Origin of the sequence: Nocardia aobensis NBRC 100429, assembly GCF_000308375.1 — a bacterium.
In the GTDB taxonomy this organism is placed as follows: Bacteria; Actinomycetota; Actinomycetes; order Mycobacteriales; family Mycobacteriaceae; genus Nocardia; species Nocardia aobensis.
This window is the reverse complement of the sequence record NZ_BAFQ01000295.1, coordinates 17323-37154: the sequence shown is the minus strand read 5'-3', so window position 1 is coordinate 37154 and position 19832 is coordinate 17323. Positions and strand designations below refer to the sequence as shown.

At 68.7% G+C, this 19832-nt stretch carries 18 protein-coding genes; 13 read left to right on the top strand and 5 right to left on the bottom strand.

The window, feature by feature from the left end; genetic code table 11:
• The first annotated feature begins 31 nt into the window (after positions 1-31).
• Together RJ03_RS32965 and RJ03_RS32960 are read left to right on the top strand one after the other, a co-directional pair.
• Positions 32-1408, top strand: coding sequence for an MFS transporter (locus RJ03_RS32965; RefSeq protein WP_051025602.1), 1377 nt, complete (start codon positions 32-34; stop codon positions 1406-1408).
• Between the two features lie 159 nt (positions 1409-1567).
• Positions 1568-2926 carry a flavin monoamine oxidase family protein gene (locus RJ03_RS32960; protein ID WP_036510509.1) on the top strand — a complete coding sequence of 453 codons (1359 nt, stop codon included), beginning with the start codon at positions 1568-1570 and terminating at the stop codon, positions 2924-2926.
• Between the two features lie 12 nt (positions 2927-2938).
• On the opposite strand, the gene RJ03_RS32955 is transcribed toward RJ03_RS32960, so the two are convergent.
• From RJ03_RS32955 to RJ03_RS32945, 3 genes are all read right to left on the bottom strand, one after another.
• A complete protein-coding gene (locus RJ03_RS32955) occupies positions 2939-3790 on the bottom strand; it encodes an SDR family oxidoreductase (protein WP_036510506.1) in 852 nt (283 codons plus the stop codon).
• A 133-nt stretch (positions 3791-3923) separates the two neighbouring features.
• A complete protein-coding gene (locus tag RJ03_RS32950) occupies positions 3924-4475 on the bottom strand; it encodes a dihydrofolate reductase family protein (protein ID WP_036510502.1) in 552 nt (183 codons plus the stop codon).
• Positions 4476-4529: 54 nt separating this feature from the next.
• Positions 4530-5993: a dihydroorotase gene (locus RJ03_RS32945; protein WP_036510498.1), complete on the bottom strand. Its 1464-nt coding sequence runs from the start codon at positions 5991-5993 to the stop codon at positions 4530-4532.
• 138 nt (positions 5994-6131) lie between these two features.
• On the opposite strand from RJ03_RS32945, the gene RJ03_RS32940 reads away from it, so the two are divergent.
• The 3 genes from RJ03_RS32940 to RJ03_RS32930 are packed head-to-tail and all read left to right on the top strand — an operon-like array spanning position 6132 to position 9561.
• A complete protein-coding gene (locus RJ03_RS32940) occupies positions 6132-7319 on the top strand; it encodes a CaiB/BaiF CoA transferase family protein (protein ID WP_036510494.1) in 1188 nt (395 codons plus the stop codon).
• Positions 7316-8134 (top strand): cyclase family protein, encoded by an 819-nt coding sequence (locus RJ03_RS32935; RefSeq protein ID WP_036510491.1) that lies wholly within the window; start codon positions 7316-7318, stop codon positions 8132-8134. Before RJ03_RS32940 ends, RJ03_RS32935 begins: the two co-directional genes overlap by 4 nt.
• The gene (locus RJ03_RS32930; RefSeq protein WP_036510488.1) at positions 8131-9561 is read left to right on the top strand and encodes an MmgE/PrpD family protein; all 1431 of its coding nucleotides are present in this window, start codon (positions 8131-8133) and stop codon (positions 9559-9561) included. Before RJ03_RS32935 ends, RJ03_RS32930 begins: the two co-directional genes overlap by 4 nt.
• Positions 9562-9609: 48 nt before the next feature.
• On the opposite strand, the gene RJ03_RS32925 is transcribed toward RJ03_RS32930, so the two are convergent.
• Positions 9610-10563, bottom strand: coding sequence for a hydroxymethylglutaryl-CoA lyase (locus RJ03_RS32925; RefSeq protein ID WP_051025601.1), 954 nt, complete (start codon positions 10561-10563; stop codon positions 9610-9612).
• A gap of 70 nt (positions 10564-10633) precedes the next feature.
• Between RJ03_RS32925 and RJ03_RS32920 the strand changes: the two genes are divergently transcribed.
• From RJ03_RS32920 to RJ03_RS32910, 3 genes are read left to right on the top strand one after another with little or no spacing between them, the layout of a single operon-like run.
• Entirely contained in the window at positions 10634-11845 is a 1212-nt protein-coding gene (locus RJ03_RS32920; RefSeq protein ID WP_036510483.1) for a CaiB/BaiF CoA transferase family protein, read from the top strand.
• Positions 11846-11856: 11 nt separating this feature from the next.
• Positions 11857-12480, top strand: coding sequence for an isochorismatase family protein (locus tag RJ03_RS32915; RefSeq protein WP_036510480.1), 624 nt, complete (start codon positions 11857-11859; stop codon positions 12478-12480).
• A 45-nt stretch (positions 12481-12525) separates the two neighbouring features.
• Positions 12526-13233: a hypothetical protein gene (locus RJ03_RS32910; protein ID WP_036510477.1), complete on the top strand. Its 708-nt coding sequence runs from the start codon at positions 12526-12528 to the stop codon at positions 13231-13233.
• On the opposite strand, the gene RJ03_RS32905 is transcribed toward RJ03_RS32910, so the two are convergent.
• Positions 13230-14015, bottom strand: coding sequence for an IclR family transcriptional regulator (locus RJ03_RS32905; protein WP_036510474.1), 786 nt, complete (start codon positions 14013-14015; stop codon positions 13230-13232). The genes RJ03_RS32910 and RJ03_RS32905 overlap by 4 nt on opposite strands.
• 124 nt (positions 14016-14139) lie before the next feature.
• Here RJ03_RS32905 and RJ03_RS32900 point away from each other — a divergent pair, with 124 nt between their 5' ends.
• From RJ03_RS32900 to RJ03_RS32880, 5 genes are read left to right on the top strand one after another with little or no spacing between them, the layout of a single operon-like run.
• On the top strand, positions 14140-14619 hold the full coding sequence (locus RJ03_RS32900) for a flavin reductase family protein (RefSeq protein WP_036510470.1): 480 nt from the start codon (positions 14140-14142) through the stop codon (positions 14617-14619).
• A complete protein-coding gene (locus RJ03_RS32895; RefSeq protein WP_036510467.1) occupies positions 14616-15890 on the top strand; it encodes an acyl-CoA dehydrogenase family protein in 1275 nt (424 codons plus the stop codon). Before RJ03_RS32900 ends, RJ03_RS32895 begins: the two co-directional genes overlap by 4 nt.
• Positions 15887-17275, top strand: coding sequence for an aldehyde dehydrogenase family protein (locus RJ03_RS32890; protein ID WP_036510464.1), 1389 nt, complete (start codon positions 15887-15889; stop codon positions 17273-17275). Before RJ03_RS32895 ends, RJ03_RS32890 begins: the two co-directional genes overlap by 4 nt.
• Positions 17272-18414 (top strand): FAD-dependent oxidoreductase, encoded by a 1143-nt coding sequence (locus RJ03_RS32885; RefSeq protein WP_036510461.1) that lies wholly within the window; start codon positions 17272-17274, stop codon positions 18412-18414. The genes RJ03_RS32890 and RJ03_RS32885 overlap by 4 nt, the downstream gene beginning before the upstream one ends.
• On the top strand, positions 18411-19817 hold the full coding sequence (locus tag RJ03_RS32880) for an aldehyde dehydrogenase family protein (RefSeq protein ID WP_051025600.1): 1407 nt from the start codon (positions 18411-18413) through the stop codon (positions 19815-19817). Before RJ03_RS32885 ends, RJ03_RS32880 begins: the two co-directional genes overlap by 4 nt.
• Positions 19818-19832 lie beyond the last annotated feature (15 nt).

Below are 19832 nucleotides of genomic sequence, written 5' to 3'. Positions count from 1 at the left end.
GAACAAGGAGCTGAACGCAGGAAAGGCAGTTTTGACCGCGACCCGCACCGACGACTTCCAGACCACCACCGCCCCCGATTCGCTTCCGCCCGATCTGCCCGCACCACCACCGGCACCGCCGGAACGCACGGGCGGGATGTTCGCCTCCCTCACCGTCCCGAACTATCGCTATTACTTTGCGGGCCAGGTGGTTTCGAATACCGGCACCTGGATGCAGCGGATCGCGCAGGACTGGCTGGTGCTCGGCCTCACCGGTAGCTCGTTCGCCGTCGGCATCACCACTGCCATGCAGTTCCTGCCGATGCTGCTGTTCGGTCTCTACGGCGGCGTCATCGCCGACCGCTTTCCCAAGCGGGGGCTTCTGGTCCTCACCCAGGCCACCATGGGCGTGCTCGCCGCGGTACTCGCGGTCCTGACACTGACCGGCACGGTCGAGGTGTGGCACGTCTACCTGCTGGCGCTGCTGCTGGGCATGGTGACCGTAGTCGACAACCCGACCCGCCAGTCGTTCGTCCCGGAAATCGTCGGCCGGCAGCGACTGCGCAATGCCGTCAGCCTGAACTCCGCGAATTTCCAGGCCGCGCGACTGGTCGGGCCGGCGGTCGCCGGAGCGTTGATCGCCGCCGTCGGGTCCGGCTGGGCCTTCGCTATCAACGCCTGCTCCTTCGCCGCCGTGATCGCCGGTCTGCTGGCCATGCGACCGTCGGAGCTGACACCGGTGCCGCGCCTGCCTCGGCGGAAAGGTCAACTGCGCGACGGTCTCCGCTATGTGAGAGCACATCCGCAACTGCTCTGGCCGATCGTCATGGTGGGCTTCATCGGCACCTTCGGCTACAACTTCCCCACCGTGCTGTCGGGCTTCGCCTATCACGTCTTCGATGTCGACGCCGGTAAGTACGGGCTGCTCAACACCGCACTGGCCGTGGGTTCGCTCGCGGGTGCGCTGCTGGCCAGCCGCCGCGGGCGGGTTCGGATGCGCACGCTGGTCGCCACCGCGGTCGGCTTCGGCGCACTCGAGGCGGTCACCGCCTTCGCGCCGGACTTCTGGCTCTTCACCGTCCTGCTCGCGGTGGTGGGTCTGCTCGGACTCACCTTCAGCACGTCCGGTAATTCGATGGTGCAACTGGAGACCGACCCCACCATGCGGGGGCGGGTGATGTCGCTGTACATGATGGTCTTCACCGGCGGCACCCCTATCGGCGGCCCGATCGTCGGATGGCTCACCGAGGAATTCGGCCCCCGGTTCGGGCTGTTCGCCTGCGGGGCGGTCTCGGCGGCATCGGCGGCGCTGATCGGTGTCGTCCTCGCCCGTGCCGCCGGTCTGCGGTTACAGATCTCGGGCAGGCGCGTCGCGCTCGTTCCCCGCGCCGGCTCCCCGGCAGCCGTCTCGACCGGCCGACAGGGATAGCCACCGGATTTCCGGTCTGCCACCCTCGAAGTTTGCTATAAAATTGCCCACCTGAGATGTCGATCCGACCGAAGTGGTTCGTAGCGACGAAATCGTGGATGCGAGCCGTGCCGTGGCCCGACAGTGGCCCGGAGAACGTCGACACGAAGGCGGCTCTCGATGACAGACGTGGACTGTTGCGTGATCGGTGGCGGATTCGCCGGATTGACCGCCGCGCTGCGACTGAAACAGGCGGGTCGATCGGTGGCGCTGCTCGAAGCACGCGACCGGCTCGGCGGGCGCACGTTCACCGAGGTGCGCACGGACGGCTGCTGGATCGACCGCGGCGGCGCCTGGATCGGGCCCGGACAGGACCGCATCCGTGCCCTGATGGCCGAATTCGGGATCGGGAGCTACCGGCAGTACACCGACGGCGAGGCGATGATGGTCGTCGACGGCGAGCAGTACCGCTACACCGGCACGATCCCGTGGACGATGAGTCCGTGGGCCGCCATCAACCTCGGCGCCGGCTTCGCCGAGCTCGCCTACCTGTGCAAGTCGATCCCGCTCGAGGCGCCGTGGGATGCCCGCAAGGCCGAGAAATGGGATCGGATCACGGTGGCGCAGTGGCTGACTCGCATCCGGTCGAAGACCGCCCACGATCTGCTCGAGACCGCCATCGCGGGCAGCTATACCTCCGCCGCCTCGGAAGTGTCCATGCTGTTCGCGCTGTATCAGATGGCGTCCGGGGGCGGGCCGAACTTCATGTTCAGCGTCCGCGGCGGCGCCCAGGACTCGCGGCCCGTGGGCGGCATGGGCGCGATCTACGGTGCGATGGCCGACCAGGTCGGCGACTCCATTCACCTGTCGCATCCGGTGCACGGCATCGAGCAGGACGAGTCCGGGGTGACCGTGCACGCCGGAGCGTCGACGCTGCGCGCTCCTCGGGCGATCGTCGCCGTCCCGCTCGCGGTCGCCGGGCAGATCCGGTACGAGCCGATGCTGCCGGTCGATCGCTCGTTGCTGCATCAGCGCGTGCCGAGTGGCTCGATCATCAAAACCTCCGTCGTCTACGACGAGCCGTTCTGGCGGTACGACGGATTGTCCGGTCAGTCGGCCGCGCCGGGGTCACCGGCCACCGTCACCATCGACGCCTGCACCGATACCGCGCGCCCCGGAGTGCTGTGCGTCATCACGGAGGGGCCCACCGCACGACGGATCGGCCGGCTCGACGCCACCGAACGCAGGACCGCGATCGTGCGTGAGCTGGTCGCCCGGTTCGGGAACAGAGCCGGTTCCCCGGTCGACTACGTCGAGCAGGACTGGAGTGCCGAACGCTATTCCGGCGGCGGAATGCTCAGTCACCTCCCGACCGGGGTGCTCACCGGGTTCGGCCGTGCGCTGCGCGAACCGTGCGGACGGATCCACTGGGCCGGAACCGAGAGCTCGCCCGTGATGTGCGGGTGGGTCGACGGAGCGGTTCGCTCGGGGGAACGCGCCGCGAGCGAGGTACTGCGACACGAACTCGCCGCGGTCTGAGGGCCGAAGCGTTCAGCGCGGTCCCGAGCCGAAGAATCGCCACAGATACCCGGGCAGCTTGCGCAGCGGGACAGCGCGAGGCCAATCGCCGGCACGGAAGTAGGCGTCGCTGCCGCCGTCGACGAAAACGATACTGCCGCACAGGAAACGCGCCGCCGGCGACAGCATGAACACCGCCCACTCGGCCAGATCGCCCGGATCGCCGAATCCGCCGATCGGAACCGGGAACCGCTCGATATTCTTGGCCTCGGCCGCAGTCGCGAGCTGCTTCTCCAGCAGCGGCGTCAGCACCGCGCCGGGCGCCAGGGCGTTGAGCCGGATTCCCGCCCCGGCCCACTGCGCGGTCGTCGCCTGGCGGCGCACCCAGTGACTCACCGCGATCTTCGACGTCCCGTACGCGATCGACGGCGCATTCCTGCCGAAGATCCGCAACGCTCGCAGCGCCTTCTCGGTGTCACCCGCCAGCAGCGCTCGAATCGCCCGGCGCGGCACCAGCGGCGTGGTGGTCGTCGAATTGCTGCCGAACACAACGACTTTCGCCTCGTCCGCGCGCGCCAGCGCCGAGCGCCAGCCGTCGAGCAGGTCGACGACGCCGCGATAGTTCACCTCGAAGATCAGCCGCGGCCGGTCCGCACCGGGCGCCGGGCCCACCCCCGCCGCCAGGATCGCGCCGTCGAGATGCCCGTCCACCTGTGCGAGCACACCGTCGATCGCGGTGCGGCGCCCGGCCGGAGTCGACAGATCCGCCACCACCTGTGCGTCCCGCAGATCGACCCCGACCACCGTATGGCCCCGCTCGCGCAACTTCTCCGCCGCGGCCCGTCCCATTCCGGACGCCGCCCCGGTCACCACGTACACACCCACCGCATCGCCTGCTTTCCGCTACCCGAGCCTCGAACGATCCCAACCGGCGGTGGACGACCCCGTCACCGCCGCACCGAACTGTGCCCGAGTCGGAGCACGTGCACAATGGCGACGCCTCGAACCGGACCCGACCTCAGTCGAGGATGTAGCGCAGCATCACCGCCGTGTCGAAATGCCTCGTCTCCGCCAACCGGAGCGGAATACGCTTGTCCAGCAGGGGAAACATCGGTGTACCGCCGCCGAGCACCACGGGCAGGACGAACACTTGATACTCGTCGATGAGCCCGTGCGGAATCAGCGAGGCCGCGAGACTCGCGCCGCCGACCTCCATGACGCCGTCGCCCTCGGCCTTGAGCCTGCGCACCTCCTCCACGGCGTTCTCGCTGACCAGCGTGCTGTTCCAGTGCACCTCGGTCAGTGTCCGCGAGAAGACGACCTTCGGCTTCTCCGTCCACAACCTGCCGAATTCACGCTGGATCGGCGGCGCGTCCTCGGGCACATGCGGCCAGTAATCGGCCATCAGCTCGTACAGGCGACGACCGTGCAGCGACATCTCGATGTCCCGATACCGGTCGTTGTGAAACTGGTGCAACTCGTCGTCCGGATGGGACCAGTCGATGCTGCCGTCGCGGTCGTTGATGTAACCGTCCAGGGACATGCTGATCCCGTAGCTCAGTCTCCTCATAACGGGACAGACGTTGTGCGCGCCCGAAATTCATCGGCGAATGTCGAGCAGATATCACGGTAGGGCCGCGCGACGCAGGTACTCACCGCGCGGCGGTCCGCAGACTGCTCCGTCACGCAGTATTCGCCGACCGCGCAGGAAAACGTCGGTGACGCGGGCAGACATGTCGAATCCTTCGAAAGGCGTATATTCCTGGGCTGATTCGGAGGATTCGGCGTGGACGGTCCAGCGGGCGCCGAGGTCGACGAGGGCGACGTCGGCGTCGTAGCCGGGTGCGATGCGCCCTTTGCGCGTGAGGCCGTAGCGACGGGCGGGTTCGGTGGCAGTGAGGGCCGCGACCCGGGCCAGGGGCAATCCGCGTTTGGTTCCCTCGCTCACCAGGCCGGGCAGGAGGTACTCGGCACCGCCGAATCCGGATTTGGCGCCGAAGACGTCGGCGCGGTCGGTGGCGAACTTCTGTTCGTCGCGGCAGCAGGCGTGATCGCTGACCACCCAGTCGATATCGCCGGCCAGCAGATGCTGCCACAGCGCCTCGACGTCGCGACGTTCGCGCAGGGGCGGATTCACCTTGCCGCCGATACCGTCTGCGGTGTCGACGTCGGCGAGCAGATGCCCGATGGTCACCTCGCGCCGAAAGTCGATGTGCGGAAACGCCTTCGCCATCCGCAACGCGGCATCCACCGCTTTCGCCGATGACAGATGCAGCAGGTTGATATTGGGGAAACCGGTTTCGTGGGCGAGGTAGGCGGCCATCGTGATGGCCAGTCCTTCCGAATGGGGCGGGCGGGAGGCGCTGTAGGCGCGCAGCCCGCTGAGCGTGCCCTCGCGTTCGACGAGTTCGGTGTAGGCGGCCATGATTTCGGCGGTTTCGCAGTGCAGCGACAGCGAGACGGCATCGCCGTAGCGTTCCCGGGCCTCGGCGAGCCCGCGCATGACGAATTCGAAATGCGCCAGGTCGTAGCGTTCGTCCGGGCCGATCATCAGGAATTCGGATTGGTCGCCGGAGCGTCCGTGCAAGCCGTGACCACCGTAGAACATGAAGATCTTGAACGACGTGATACCGAAATCCTCCACCAGCGTGGGGATTTCGCCGATGTGCTCCCGGGTCATCGGCGCCAGGTGGACACCGAAATCGACATACGAGCGTCCGGACATGCGGTCGAGCGCCTCGGGGACGAAGTCGCGGTAGGGGCCGCCGCGGTTGAGATAGTAGCGGCCGGTGCGCAGATAGCTCAACGACGTCGTCACCCCGCCCTGCGCACACGCCCGGCTCTCTGATTCGGTGTCCGCGGCCAGGTCGGAATAGATGCCCCAGTGCTGATGCGCGTCGACCACCCCCGGAAACGCCAGCAGTCCGCGGGCATCGACGACTTCGGTCGCCGGCCCGGCCGCGATGTCGCGGGCGATATGGCGGACCACTCCTCCGGCGACGGCGATATCCACGGGCTCCGGCACCTCCGCGTCGCCATCGGGGTGAACCACGCGGGCATTCCGGATCAGCAGCTCGATCTCCGCCACAACCTTCTCCAGTTTCGTCCTGCGAAACATTCTTACCAACGAAGCGATCATCGCAGTACTATTCGCAGGTAGTCAATCGGTACGGCGGCTTGCGCATGTTTCGCTCTGAGAAACGTTTGGTCGATGAGGAGTTCAGTCATGGCGGGACCACTGTCGGGAATCCGGGTCATCGATGCGGCGACGCTGTTCGCGGGCCCGCTCGCGGCGACGCTGCTCGCCGACTTCGGCGCCGAGGTGATCAAGATCGAACATCCGGATGGCGATCCGGTGCGCGGGCACGGCGCGCAGCGCGACGGTGTCGGTCTGTGGTGGAAGATGCTGGGGCGCGGAAAGAAGTCGGTGACCTTGTATCTCGGGTCGGCCGAGGGGCAGGAGTTGTTCCGGCGGATGGCCTCCGACGCCGACGTGGTGATCGAGAACTTCCGGCCCGGCACCCTGGAACGGTGGGGATTGGGCTATTCCGCACTGCGGGAACACAATCCGGGTCTCGTCCTGGCGCGGGTGACCGGGTTCGGGCAGGTGGGGCCGTATGCTCGCCGGCCCGGATTCGGCACCCTGGCGGAGGCGATGAGCGGTTTCGCGGCGATGACCGGCGAACCCGACGGCCCACCCACGCTGCCGCCCTTCGGCTTGGCCGATGGGATCGCCGCTCTCGCCGCGTCTTTCGCGATCATGTCCGCACTGCGGGCCCGCGATCGCGACGGTCGCGGCCAGCAGATCGATCTGGCCATCATCGAGCCGATCCTCACCCTGCTCGGCCCGCACATCCTCGCCTACGATCAGCTCGGGGAGATGGCGCCGCGCACCGGCAACCGCTCCACCAACAACGCGCCACGCAATACCTATCGCACCGCCGACGGTGGCTGGGTCGCGGTGTCGACCAGCGCGCAATCGATCGCCGAACGAGTGATGCGCCTGGTCGAACGGCCCGACTACATCGAGCAGCCGTGGTTCGCCACCGGCACCGGCCGCGCCGCGCACGCCGACGAGCTCGATGCCGCTGTCGGGGAATGGATTTCCCACCGCGACACCGATGAGGTGGTGCGCGCGTTCGAGAAGGCCGAGGCGGCGGTCGCCCCGATCTACACCGCCGCCGACATCCTCGCCGACCCGCAGTTCCGCGCGCTGGGATCGATCATCACCCTCGATGATCCGGAACTCGGTGCGCTGCGGATGCAGAACGTGCTGTTCCGGCTCTCCGACACCCCTGGCCGCATCCGCTGGACCGGCCCCCCGCTGGGGGCACATACCGAGGAGGTCCTGGGCTCCTACGGGGTCGGCGAGGCGCACCTGGCCCGGCTGCGTACAGCGGGGGTGATCCGATGAGCGCGCGGGATCCGTTGACGGCGGCGGTCTCCGGCGGAGTGCGACTGATCGAACTGGGCCAGCCGTTCTTCACCGGGATGCCGTGTTCACCGAATCACCCCGGTTTCCGCATGACCCTCATCCGCCGCCACGGTGACATGACGCGCCCCGACGGTGGTTCGGCCGCCAACGAGATCATCGTCACCGGTGGGCATGTCGGGACGCATATCGATGCGCTCAGCCACGTCAGCCACGACGGATTGCTGCACGGCGGGGTGGATGCCGCACAGGCACAGCGCGGCGGTCTCTTCCACGAACTCGGGGCGGAGAACCTGCCGGGACTGCTGCGGCGCGGGGTGCTGCTCGACGTGGCTGCCCTGCACGGGGTGCCGACGCTGCCGGGCGGGTACGAGATCACGGTCGAGGATCTGCGGCGGGCGGCGAAAGCGACCGGATCGGAACCGCAGCCGGGCGACGTCGCGCTGATCCGGACGGGATGGTCGCGATTGTTCGATGAAGGCGACGCCTACCTCGGTGCGGCCACCGGTGTGCCGGGCGTGGGGGTCGAGGCGGCGCGCTGGCTGGCGGGCCGCGGGGTGGTGGCCACCGGCTGCGACACCACCGCCTACGAATGCGTCCAGCCGGGCGCGGGGCACAGGGTGCTGCCGGTACACCGGGTGCTGCTGGTGGAGTCGGGGATCTACATCATGGAGCATCTGGCCCTGGAAGAGCTTGCCGCCGAGAAGCTTCCGGAATTCGTCTTCTTGGCGGCACCGTTGCGCATTGTCGGCGGCACCGGATCACCGGTGCGCCCGCTCGCGGCGGTGAGCCGATGACCGAACAGACGATTCTCGCCCGGCTCGCCGACTTCGCCGCGGCCGCGCGAGTCACCGGAGTCGGAGCCGAATTGCGCGCCGATACGTCGCGCCGAGTGCTGGATGTGCTCGGTAACAGCATTGCGGCGTTGGACACCCCGCCCGCGGTGGCGGTGCGCGCGGTGATCACCGAGTGGGGTGGCCACACCGGTGCGACCGCGCTCGGACTGGAGGGCGGATATCCGGCGCCCAGCGTCGCACTGCTGGGTGGCACGCTCGCGCACGCTCTGGATTTCGACGACACCCACCTGCCGTCGGTGCTGCATCCGTCGGCGTCGGTGGTACCCGCGGCGCTCGCGGTCGCCGAATCCCGCGACGCGAGCGGAGCCGCCCTGCTCGACGCGGTGGCCGTGGGAATCGAGATCACGGTGCGAGCCGGAATGGCCGGATACGATGCGACGCTGCGCAATTCGGTGTTCTTCGAACGCGGATTGCATGCGACCGCCATCTGCGGCGCCGTCGGGGGTGCGGCGGCCGCGGCGATGCTGTCCGGTCTCGAGGCGGACGGCATCGCCCATGCCATGGCGATCGCGGCGAGTATGGGCTCGGGTCTGCTGGAGGCCAATCGCACCGGTGGCACCGTCAAGCGCGTGCACTGTGGATGGGCGGCGCATGCCGCGGTGGCCGCGGCGGGGCTGGCACGCGCCGGGCTCACCGGCCCCCCGACGGTCTTCGAGGGCAGATTCGGTCTGCTGCACGCCTTCTGCGGCGATCAGGCCGATCCCGCCGCACTGGTCGACGGGCTCGGCGACCGGTGGCGGCTGCCCGAGGTGTGCTTCAAGCCCTACCCCTGCAATCACTTCACCCATGCCGGCATCGACGCGGCACTGCGCCTGCGCGCGCAGGGTGTGCGGCCCGAGGACATCGCGGAACTGGAATTGGGCGCACCCGCGGCGGCATTGCGCACCATCGGCTATCCACCGGAACTGAAGTCTCGTCCCGAATCCGGTTATCACGCCGCCTTTTCCGGGCCTTACACCGTCGCGGCGGCCCTCACCGGCGGCGGTGGACTCGGGGTGTTCCATGAGGATTTCACCGACACCGCCGCCCGCGACCCCGACCGCCTGGACCTGGCCGCTCGGGTGCGCTGCGTTCCCGATCTCCGCAGCGACGACATCTTTCCCACGCAGTTCCCCGCGGTCCTCACCGCGCGCCTGCACGACGGCCGCACCCTCACCGAACGCGTCGAATCCAACCGGGGAGGCCCCGGCAATCCGCTCACCCCGGAGGAATTGGCCCTCAAATTCCGGCTCAACACCGAGCGAGCGCTCTCCCCCGTGGCAGCGGACATCCTCAGCGAAACCGCCTTCAACCTGGCTGGAGCCGCGACCCTCGACCCGCTGCTGGAACCCCTGCGCACGATCGGGTCGGCGCAGGGGGCCCAATGAACGCCGTTGTGGCGCCGGCCAGATCCCCGTTGTTCTCGAGCACTCCGCTCAGGACGCCGCGGGTGCGCCGGGGAAGACTCCGGCTCGGCCGAGCAGGGCGGGCACCGGCGCGCCCAAGACCCCGCCGAGCCAGTTCGCCGTCTCGATGACCGGCTCGATGCGGACGCCGGTGGTGACGCCCATGCGGTCGAGGGTGTACAGCAGATCCTCGGTGGCGATGTTGCCGGTGGCGGCGGGAGCGAAGGGGCAACCGCCGATACCGCCGGTGCTGGCGTCGAGAACTTGCACGCCGGCATCGAGCGCCGCTATCGCATTGGCGTAGCCGGTGTTTCGAGTGTTGTGAAAATGGCAGCGAGCCACGGCCCCGGGCGCCCGGCGGCGCACGCCGGAGACCAGGCGTCGCACGCGGTCCGGGGTGCCGACGCCGATGGTGTCGGCCAGCGCGATTTCGTCGGGGCGGGATTCGGCGACTCGGGAGACGAGGTCGAGCACGCGTGACTCCGGCACCTCCCCTTCGAACGGACAGCCGAAGGCGGCCGCGATGGTGACGGTGCGCCACAGTCCGGCCTCGGCGGCGCGGGCCGCCAACCGCGCCCAGCGGGCAATGCCCTCCTCCGTGTCGCAGCCCTGGTTGCGACGGCTGAAGGTATCGGTCGCGACCACCACCACATTGATCTCGTCGACGCCTGCGGCGAGGGCACGGTCGAGTCCACGGTCGTTGAAAATCAGCCCGGCATAGGAGGTTTCGTCGTCGCGCGGTACACCGGCCAGCACCGCTTCGGCGTCGGCCATGCGGGGCACCCGGTCGGGATGCACGAAACTCACCGCCTCGATCCGGCGCAGTCCGGCATCGACCGATCGGCGAACGAGCTCGATCTTGTCAGCCGTCGCGATCGGCTCCGGCTCGTTCTGCAATCCGTCCCGCGGCGCGACGTCGACCAGCGTGATCTCCACGGCTCCTCCGTTTCCTGATCTTGCCGAGTGTTTCGCTACGGGATACATTGTATCCATTCTCACGGGACCGCGCGGCCGGATTCCTCCCGCGGCGCTGCGACAGAACGGAGTTGGCCCGATGCCAGACCATCACGCCGCGGCGGGTCCGCTGGCCGACCTGCGGGTCATCGAAATGGGACAGTTGCTGGCGGGCCCGTTCTGTGGTCAGCTACTGGGCGATTTCGGGGCCGAGGTGATCAAACTCGAATCTCCGGGCCGCGGCGATCCGATGCGGGAGTGGGGCCGGGAGAAGCCCTACGGCCGATCGCTGTGGTGGCCGGTAGTGGCGCGCAACAAGAAGTCGGTGACCTGCGATCTGCGCACGGCGCAGGGACAGAAGCTGGCCCGCGATCTCATCGCGCAGGCCGATATCGTCGTCGAGAATTTCCGCCCCGGCACCCTCGAGCGGTGGGGCCTGGACTTCGAGACCCTGCGCGCCGGCAATCCCGGACTGATCCTCACCCGGGTCACCGGCTACGGACAGACCGGCCCCTACGCACCGCGCGCCGGATACGGTTCCATCGGCGAGGCGATGGGCGGAATCCGTTACACCACCGGCGATCCCGGTCATCCGCCCGCCAGAACCGGTATCTCCCTCGGCGATTCCCTGGCCGCGGTCTTCGCGACCATCGGCACGCTGGCCGCACTGCACCACCGGGAGCGCACCGGACACGGTCAGCTGGTGGATTCCGCGATCTACGAGGCGGTGCTGGCGATGATGGAATCGCTGCTGCCCGAATGGGATATCACGCAGTACCAACGCGAACGCACCGGTGCGGTGCTGCCCAATGTGGCTCCGAGCAATGTGTATCCCGCCGCCGGCGATGATCTCGTCCTCATCGCGGCCAATCAGGACACGGTGTTCGGGCGGCTGGTGAAGGTCATGGGCCGCCCCGAGCTCGCGACGACAGAACGGTTCGCCACGCATTCGACGCGCGGGGAGAACATGGCCGAGCTCGACGACATCATCGGCGAGTGGACCCGCACACTGCCGACGAACGACCTTCTGGACCGCCTGCACGCCGCCGGTGTGCCCGCCGGACCCATCTACACCGCCCGCGACATGTTCGCCGATCCACATTTCGCCGCCCGCGAGGCGATCGTGCGCCTGGCTCATCCCGAGCTCGGCGAGATTCCCATGCAGAACGTCTTTCCGAAACTGAGCGAAACTCCGGGCAGCGTGCGCCATACCGGGCCCGAACTGGGTGAGCACACTGCCGAGGTATACGAGCGGCTGCTCGGCATCGGCCCGGACGAACTGAGCCGGCTGGCCGAAAACGGCATCGTCTGAAGGGTTGTCCCATGTCCGACCTCGCCGAGGACTATCGCCGGCACGGATTCGCCGCCCGCCTCGGCGCGGGCGAGCGGCCCGCCGTGCTGGTCGTCGACATCTGCGCGGCGTACCTGACCGACGGCTCACCGCTGCGCGCACCGGTGGAAGCGGCCGTGGCGGCCGCGGACCGGGTGGTCACGCACGCTCGCGCCGCCGCACACCCCGTCATCTTCACCCGCGTGCACTATCGCCCCGGCAGCGCGGACGGCGGCCTGTTCCGCCGGAAAGTGCCGGCGCTCGACGTCTTCGAGGAAGGTAATCCACTCGGCGCATTCCTCGACACCCCGGCACCGGAGCCCGGTGAGGTGGTCGTCACCAAACAGTATGCGAGTGCCTTCCACGGCACCTCGCTGGCGGCGACCCTCACCGCGCAGCGCGTGGACACCGTCATGATCACCGGCCTGACCACCAGCGGCTGTGTGCGCGCCACTGCCACCGATGCGCTGCAGCACGGCTTCCGTCCGCTGGTGGTCGCCGATGCCTGTGGTGATCGCGATCCGCGCCTGCACGAGGCCAATCTGCTCGATCTGGATGCCAAGTACGCCGACGTCGTCGACCTCGCCGGCGCCCTGTCGGTACTCGACGCGCGCTGAACATGCACTGTCACATCACTTTTCGACTCGATCGTGAGGAACGCTATGGGCCCGCATCCGCACGGCTGGTGGATCCTGCTGCATCTGGTGCTGTTCGTCTTCTGGCTGGGCGGTGATCTCGGCGTCTTCTACTCCAGCCGCTTCGTCATCGATCCCGAACGCACCCCTACGGCCCGCGCCACCGCCCTGGCCATCATGAGCGGTCTCGATCTGGGGCCGAAGATCTGCCTGATCCTGTTCCTGCCGAGCGGCATCACCCTCATGGCGCTGGATCCACACGGGGCCACCCTGTTCGGAATCGCCCTGTTTCCGTGGTGGTTCGTGGTGCTGGTCTGGTTGTTCGCGGCAGGATGGCTGGCGCTGGCGATCACCGCCCACCGCACTCACGGCCGGATCGTCGTCGTCCATCGCGCCGATCTGACCATCCGGATCGCGGTGATCGCCGCGGCGGCCGTCGCCGGGGTCTGCACCCTGGCCGCCGAGGATCCGTTCGGCGTCACCACCGATCCCCGATGGCTGGGCGGGAAGATCCTGCTCTACACCGCCGCCGTGGCCGCGGGCCTCGGAATCCGAATGACGTTGCGCCCCTTCGGTCCCGCCTTCGGCCGGCTCCAGTCCGAGGGTTCGAGCCCGGGCCTCGAGTCGGTGCTGCGCCGTAGCGTGAACGGCTGCCTGCCGTATGTCTGGGTGATCTGGGGCAGTGTCCTGGGGGCCGCGGCGCTCGGGGTGTTCAAACCGGGCGCGAATCTCTAACCCGAATAGCCCAATTGGGTCGAGAGCGCCCCGGATGCCTTGAGCAGCATCGGCACGCACTCGTCCATGCGCGGCTCGAAGCGCGACAGTGGCCCGCACACACTGATGGCCGCCACCACCCCGCCGTCGTGGTCGAGAATCGGCGCGGCGATCGATGCCGCGCCGACCTGCCGCTCCCCCAGCGATACCGCGTAGCCGCGTTTGCGGATCGCGGTCAGCTCGGCGCGCAGTTTGCGCTGCGAAGTCACCGTGGCGTCGGTGAGCGCGGTCAACTCGTGCCGTTCGAGATAGTCGTCGATCTCCTGCTTGCGCAGATGCGCCAGAATCACCTTCGAGGAGCTGCCGGCATGCAACGGATACGGCTGTCCCAGCGCCACTTCCATTCGCAATTCCTGATCCGGCACCACCTGGTCCACGTACATGCGCGTGTCACCGCGCCGAATGGACAGGGTCGCGGTCTCCCCCGTCAGCGTCGCCAGCCGCCGCAACTCCGGACCGGCCACCACCCGCAGATCGGTGCGTGCCAGATACGCCCGCCCCAGCGCCATCGCGGCATGCCCGAGCGCGTAGCGGCGGGTGGTCGGCTCCAGCGTGATCAGGTCGCGGCTGCGCAGCGCGGTGAGAATGCGGTGGACAGCGGCCTTGGTGATGCCGAGTTCGTTGGCGATCTCGGTGACGCCGAGATCGGGCCGGCCGCTGCGGCCGAAGAGCAGCAGCACGTCCATAGCGCGTTCGACCGCGGCGATGGACCGGCTCTGACTGTCGGATTCGGTAACGGTCACCCAGCCAGTCTAGGCGGCGGATTTCCCCATGGGAAACACCATCCCCATTCGTTCCCCTTGCGCGACCAGGTCCATGGCGTTACCTTGTGCGTTACAGCGTTTCCACTACCGAAACGGAGTAGAGATGGATTCGCAGTATCTCCGTACGGTGCTGGCACAGTGGGCGAGCGGGGTCGTGGTGATCACCACCCCCGCCGCCGGCGGTGGACGACACGGCATGACCGCCAGTTCCTTCACCAGTGTGGCGCTCGATCCGCCGCTCGTCTCGATCTGTGTGGCCTCGCAGGGCACCACCTGCCGGATGATCCACGACAGCGGCGTTTTCGCGGTCAACATGCTCGGCAGCGATCACGAGGAGATCGGCCGCCGATTCTCCGCCCCGGCGTCCGGTGACCGCTTCGCGACCGGACGCTGGCAGACCGCGACCACCGGTGCGGCCGTGCTCGCCGACGCGGTCGCGTGGGTGGATTGCGTTGTCGCGGCAAGCTATCCGGCCGGCGACCACACCATCATCCTGGGCCTGGTCCACGATGCGGCCACGCCGCGCCCGGCCGCACCGCTCATTTACCACGACCGCTGCTACCACGAGGGGATTGCCCGATGATCGGAGAACGACTCGTCGAACAGATGACCGCCGCGGAGCGCGAACGCGCCCGTCGCGTCGAATCGGTGCTACCGGCACTGCGTGCGGCGGCCGAGGAGGCCGACCGCACCGCCACCTTCCCGGTCTCGCATATCGCGCTGCTCCGCGACGCCGGATTGCTGGGGCTGGTGGTTCCGGAGAAATTCGGCGGCCTCGGCGGCACATTGCGCGATCTCGCCGCCGCCACCTACGCCATGGGCACCGCCTGCCCGTCCACGGCACTGGCCTACTTCTTCCACAACACCAGCGCCTCGCGCGGGCTGCTGCCGTTGGAGGCGATCGACGCCGGATTGTTCGACGAGGCGGAGATTCCGGTGGTGCGCGCCTTCGCCGAGAAGGTGCTCACCCGGATGGCCGACGGGGTGTGGCTGGCCAATTTCGCCTCCGAATCGGTGAAGACCTCGTCCGCCAACATCACCATCGCGACGACCGCGACGAAGGTCGACGGCGGATGGGTTCTCCACGGGGAGAAGTCTTTCGGCTGCGCGACCGGCGTCGCCGATTACTATCTGACCTCCGCGAAACTGGAGGGTTACGACACCGCGGAGGGTCTGGCCACCTTCTTCGTGCCACGCGCCGCCGACGGGGTGAGTGTGCGGGCGCCGTGGGACGGTCTGGGAATGCGCGCGACCGCCAACAACGGCATCCGGCTCGACACCGTGTTCATCCCCGACGACGAAGCGCTCGCTGTTCCGGGGGCCTTCACCAAGATGCTGACCATGAGCCGCGGCAGTTTCGTCGGCAATCAGCTCGCCATCGCCGCGGTCTACACCGGATGCGCACAGCGGGTGTATGACGAAATCCTCACGGCGACAACGACGAAGACTTTCGCCGATACCGGCGAGCCGATCGCGTCCTCACCGGTGCATCAGGTGTTGTTCGGTGAGATGACCCGCCAGCTGGAGACCGCGTACCTGTGGTTGCGCTATCAGCTCGCGGTGGAGACCGCGGAGGTGCCGTTCAAGCCGAAGCAGGAGGTGTTCGCGCAGTGGCGCCTGGGTAAGGGCGCGGTCACCGAGGCCTGTTTCCAGGTAGCACTGGGCGCGCTGAAGGCGGGCGGGACATCGGCGGCGTCGATGAACGGTATCGCCGGCCGCGCACTGCGCGATCTGGCCATGGGGCTGGTCATGACCTTCCCGGCCGAACGCGGACTCCTCGAGGTGGCCCGCATCGTCACCGACGCGCGCGCCAACGACCTGTTCGCCACCGCGCCGGCGGAGGCCGCGAAATGACGGTGCGCCTGCCCGCGATTCGCGATCTGATCGACGACACCTGGAGTATGCCCGGCACGGAACTCGAGGGGACGCTGGAAGATCCGGCCACCGGGCAGGTTGTGAGCCGTACCGTCGCCACCACCGCCGACCGGCTCGAGCGCGCACTCGCGGTGGCCGACAACGCCACCGGACGCATCGAGCCCGAAACCCTCGAGGCGATCGCCGACGACCTCGAACCACGTCTGGAACGCATCGCCGAACTGGACGCCTTCGCGACGGGGGTGCCGCTGCGGCAGACCCGGCCGCTCGGGGCGATCGTCGCCGGTTCGTTCCGCCTGGCCGCCGCGCAGATTCGGGGCGGCGCACTGCGCGCGGATCGCGACGGCGTCGAGGTGCATCGACTGCCGCTGGGTCCGGCGCTGTGCCTGGTGCCGTGGAACGCACCCGCGCCGATGGCCGCGCACAAGGTCGCGGGCGCCCTCGCCGCCGGCTGCCCGGTGATCCTGAAGGTGAGCGAATTGGCGCCCTACAGTGCGGTGATACTGGCCGAGGCGATCGCCGAACGGGTGCCGGCCGGCATGTTCCAGCTGGTGCACGGCGATGCGGGCACCGGCGCCCGGCTCACCGCCGATGCCCGGATCAAGGCGGTGTCGTTCACCGGTGGCGTGGCGGGCGGGCGCGCTGTGGCGGGCGCGTCGGCGCCGCTGTTGCGGCCGTGCCAGCTGGAATTGGGCGGGAACAATCCCCTGGTCGTCCTTCCCGACGCCGACACCGAGACCGCGGCGCGGATGGCCGCCGAACTGCTCACCACCCTCAACGGGCAATGGTGCCGAGCGCTGGGGCGGCTGATCGTGCCCGCGGACCGCGCCGGGGAATTGACAGAGGCCATCGGTAAGCAGCTCGCGACGCTGTCCATCGGTCCACCACTGGATCTCGGCACCGATCTGGGCCCGCTCGTGCACTCACGGCATGTGGCCGCGATCCGCGCCGCGCTGGACGGTAGCGAACACCACGTGTACGGGGTGCTGCCGCAGTCGGGAAGTTATTGCGCCCCAGCACTTCTGGACGGCGACTCGCACGAGGAGATCTTCGGCCCGGTCGCCGGGGTCGTCACCTACGACCGCGTCGAGGACGTGGTGAACATCGCGAACGCCGTGCCCTACGGCCTGGAAGGCTATGTATGCGGAACGGACACCGAATTCGCGCTCGCGGTCGCGCGCCGGATCCGAGCCGGTGAGGTGAAGGTGAACGGCTCCTCGATCATGAGCCTGCATCCGATGACCCCGCGTCCCGCCTGGGGCATATCGGGACTCGGCGAAGAGGGGACGGCCGAGACCTTGCAGTTCTTCACCGGCGCGCGGGTCGTCGGCGTCGAGGGGCGCTTCGCCCTGCACACGTCATGACCACGGTGGCGATCGCCGGGGCCGGGCCCGTGGGGCTCACCGCCGCCTTGGTGCTGGCGCGGCGCGGTGTGGAGGTCACCGTCCTCGAGCAGGGTGCGGGACTGGCGGGTGAATCGCGCGCGTCGACCTTCCATCCGCCCACGCTGGAAATGCTGCGCGATCTCGGTGTCGTCGACGCCCTGCTGGGAAAAGGACTGGTAGCGAGCACCTTTCAGTACCGCGAGCGTGGCGGCGACCCGGTGGCCACCCTCGATCTCGGCGTACTGGCCGGTGATACCGATTTCCCGTACCGGGTGCAGTGTGAGCAGAGCAAACTCACCCCGATACTGCTCGACGCGCTACCCGATTCGGTGCGCGTGCGGTTCGGCCATACCGTCGACGGCGTCGAGACGGGATCCCACGGCGTGCGGATGTCCACCTCGCGCGGGCCGGTGCGATGTGACTGGCTGATCGGCGCGGACGGGGCACATTCGGCGGTCCGGGGTGGGGTCGGCGCGGAGTTCGAGGGCAGCACCTATCCGGAGCGGTTCCTGGTCGCCTCGGTCGACGAACAGCTCGACGCGGCGCTGCCGGGTATCGCCCCGATCAACTACGTGTTCGACCCCGACGAGTGGCTGGTGCTGCTGCGCACCCCCGACCACTGGCGGGTGCTGCTGCCGACGCCCGCGGATACCGCCGACGATCTCGAATTGCGCCGTCTGCCCGAACGTTTGGCGCGGGTAGCCGACCTCGGCCGGCCGTGGCGGATCGCGCATGCCTCGCTGTATCACGTGCACGAGCGGGTCGCGCCACGGTTCCGCTATGGCCGGGTGTTGTTGATGGGCGATGCCGCGCACGTGAACAATCCGCTCGGTGGGCTGGGGATGAACAGCGGCATTCACGACGCGGTGTGGATGGGGTCCGCTCTCGCCGACGTGCTGGCGGGCGCTCCCGACGAGGTGCTGGAGCAGGCGGTCCGGCAGCGCCGGAGGGTGGCGGTCGACCATGTGCAGCGCACGAGCCGGGCCAACTGGACGCGCTTGCGCACCCACGAGGCCGAATACCGCCGTGGTCTGCGGGAGTTGGCTGCCGATCCCGCCGCGGCCCGCGCCTATCTGCGCCGCGCCTGCCTGATGGACAGCCTGGAGTCGACGGCGTGAGGATCGAGCGCGAGAATCCGGCCCGTCCGGCCGAGATCGTCGGCTCGGTCCGGGTCACCGCACCGGAACAGGTGGATGCGCTCGTGCGGCACGCGGAACGGAGTTTTCGGGACTGGTCGCGGCGGCCGTTGGACGAACGGCTGGCCCGACTCCGCACCGCCGCCGACCGCATCGCGGCGGACCGGGAGGCGCTGGCGCTGCTGCTCGCCCGGGAGTCCGGCAAGCCCATCGCCGACTGCCGGGGCGAAATCGGTTTCGCCGTCACCTATCTGCGCTGGCTCTGCGATCGGGCCCCGGTGATCTTCGCCGACACCGAGATCGATGACGCCCAAGGGCGGTTGCGGATCACGCCGCGCCCGTTCGGTGTGATCGCCGCTATCACACCGTGGAACGCTCCCATCATTCTGGCGATGGTGAAACTCGGTCCCGCCTTGGCCGCCGGAAATACGGTGGTGCTCAAGCCCTCACCGCTGGCGCCGCTCGCGGTGTCGGCGGTCGCCGAGGCGCTGCCGGAGACCACCGTGGTGCACGGCGGGCCGGAGGTGGTGCGGACGCTGATCGCCCATCCCGCGGTCGGGAAGGTCGCCTTCACCGGCGGCGAGAGCGCCGGGCGCAGCATCGCCGCCGCGGCGGGGGAAGCGCTGACGCCGGTGGTGCTCGAACTCGGCGGCAACGATCCGGCGGTCTTCCTCGATGATTTCGCGCTCTCTCCGGACGACTACGAACGCCTGGTGCTTGCCTCCTTCGCCACCTCCGGACAGGTATGCATGGCCGCCAAACGGCTCTATGTGCCCGAACACCGCGCGGCGGAGTTCCTGGCGGCGTATACCGCTGCGGCCCAGCGGATTCTGCGGGTCGGCGATCCGGTCGACGAGGATGTCACCATGGGCCCGGTGGTGACGCGCGCCGCCGCGGAACGACTTCGAGCACTGATCGCGGAGGCGGGCAGCCGTGGACGCGTCGTCCCGCTGGCGAAAGGCCCGGTGGGAGAGGGCTATTTCGTCGACCCCGTGCTCGTCCTGGATCTGCCCGACGATGCGCCGCTCGTGGTCACCGAACAGTTCGGGCCCGCGGTACCGCTGCTCACCTACCGCACGCAGGACGAAGTCCGGGCTCGCGCCAACGATTCCGCGCTCGGGCTCGCGGCGTCGGTGTGGTCGGCCGACGAGGAGCGCGCCTTCGACTTCGCCGCGCGACTGGAAGCCGGCTTCACCTTCGTCAACACCCACAACCGCACCGGAATGTCACTGCGTGCCCCGTTCGGCGGGACCAAACGCAGCGGATACGGCCGGGAATACGGCGATGAGGGACTGCGCGAATACGTGCAGACCACCGTCACCCACCTGCCCGCAGCGTTCCGCGCCGGCGGTGCGGGGCTGTCCGCTCGCGCCTACCCGCCCTGATCGGCACACGTGTTC

Coding starts and splice junctions, on each gene's coding strand:
- RJ03_RS32885 (WP_036510461.1), top strand. CDS start 17,272: ATGACCACGGTGGCGATCGCCGGGGCCGGGCCCGTGGGGCTCACCGCC.
- RJ03_RS32925 (WP_051025601.1), bottom strand. CDS start 10,563: ATGTATCCCGTAGCGAAACACTCGGCAAGATCAGGAAACGGAGGAGCC.
- RJ03_RS32940 (WP_036510494.1), top strand. CDS start 6,132: ATGGCGGGACCACTGTCGGGAATCCGGGTCATCGATGCGGCGACGCTG.
- RJ03_RS32920 (WP_036510483.1), top strand. CDS start 10,634: ATGCCAGACCATCACGCCGCGGCGGGTCCGCTGGCCGACCTGCGGGTC.
- RJ03_RS32900 (WP_036510470.1), top strand. CDS start 14,140: ATGGATTCGCAGTATCTCCGTACGGTGCTGGCACAGTGGGCGAGCGGG.
- RJ03_RS32960 (WP_036510509.1), top strand. CDS start 1,568: ATGACAGACGTGGACTGTTGCGTGATCGGTGGCGGATTCGCCGGATTG.
- RJ03_RS32930 (WP_036510488.1), top strand. CDS start 8,131: ATGACCGAACAGACGATTCTCGCCCGGCTCGCCGACTTCGCCGCGGCC.
- RJ03_RS32935 (WP_036510491.1), top strand. CDS start 7,316: ATGAGCGCGCGGGATCCGTTGACGGCGGCGGTCTCCGGCGGAGTGCGA.
- RJ03_RS32890 (WP_036510464.1), top strand. CDS start 15,887: ATGACGGTGCGCCTGCCCGCGATTCGCGATCTGATCGACGACACCTGG.
- RJ03_RS32910 (WP_036510477.1), top strand. CDS start 12,526: ATGGGCCCGCATCCGCACGGCTGGTGGATCCTGCTGCATCTGGTGCTG.
- RJ03_RS32950 (WP_036510502.1), bottom strand. CDS start 4,475: ATGAGGAGACTGAGCTACGGGATCAGCATGTCCCTGGACGGTTACATC.
- RJ03_RS32915 (WP_036510480.1), top strand. CDS start 11,857: ATGTCCGACCTCGCCGAGGACTATCGCCGGCACGGATTCGCCGCCCGC.
- RJ03_RS32895 (WP_036510467.1), top strand. CDS start 14,616: ATGATCGGAGAACGACTCGTCGAACAGATGACCGCCGCGGAGCGCGAA.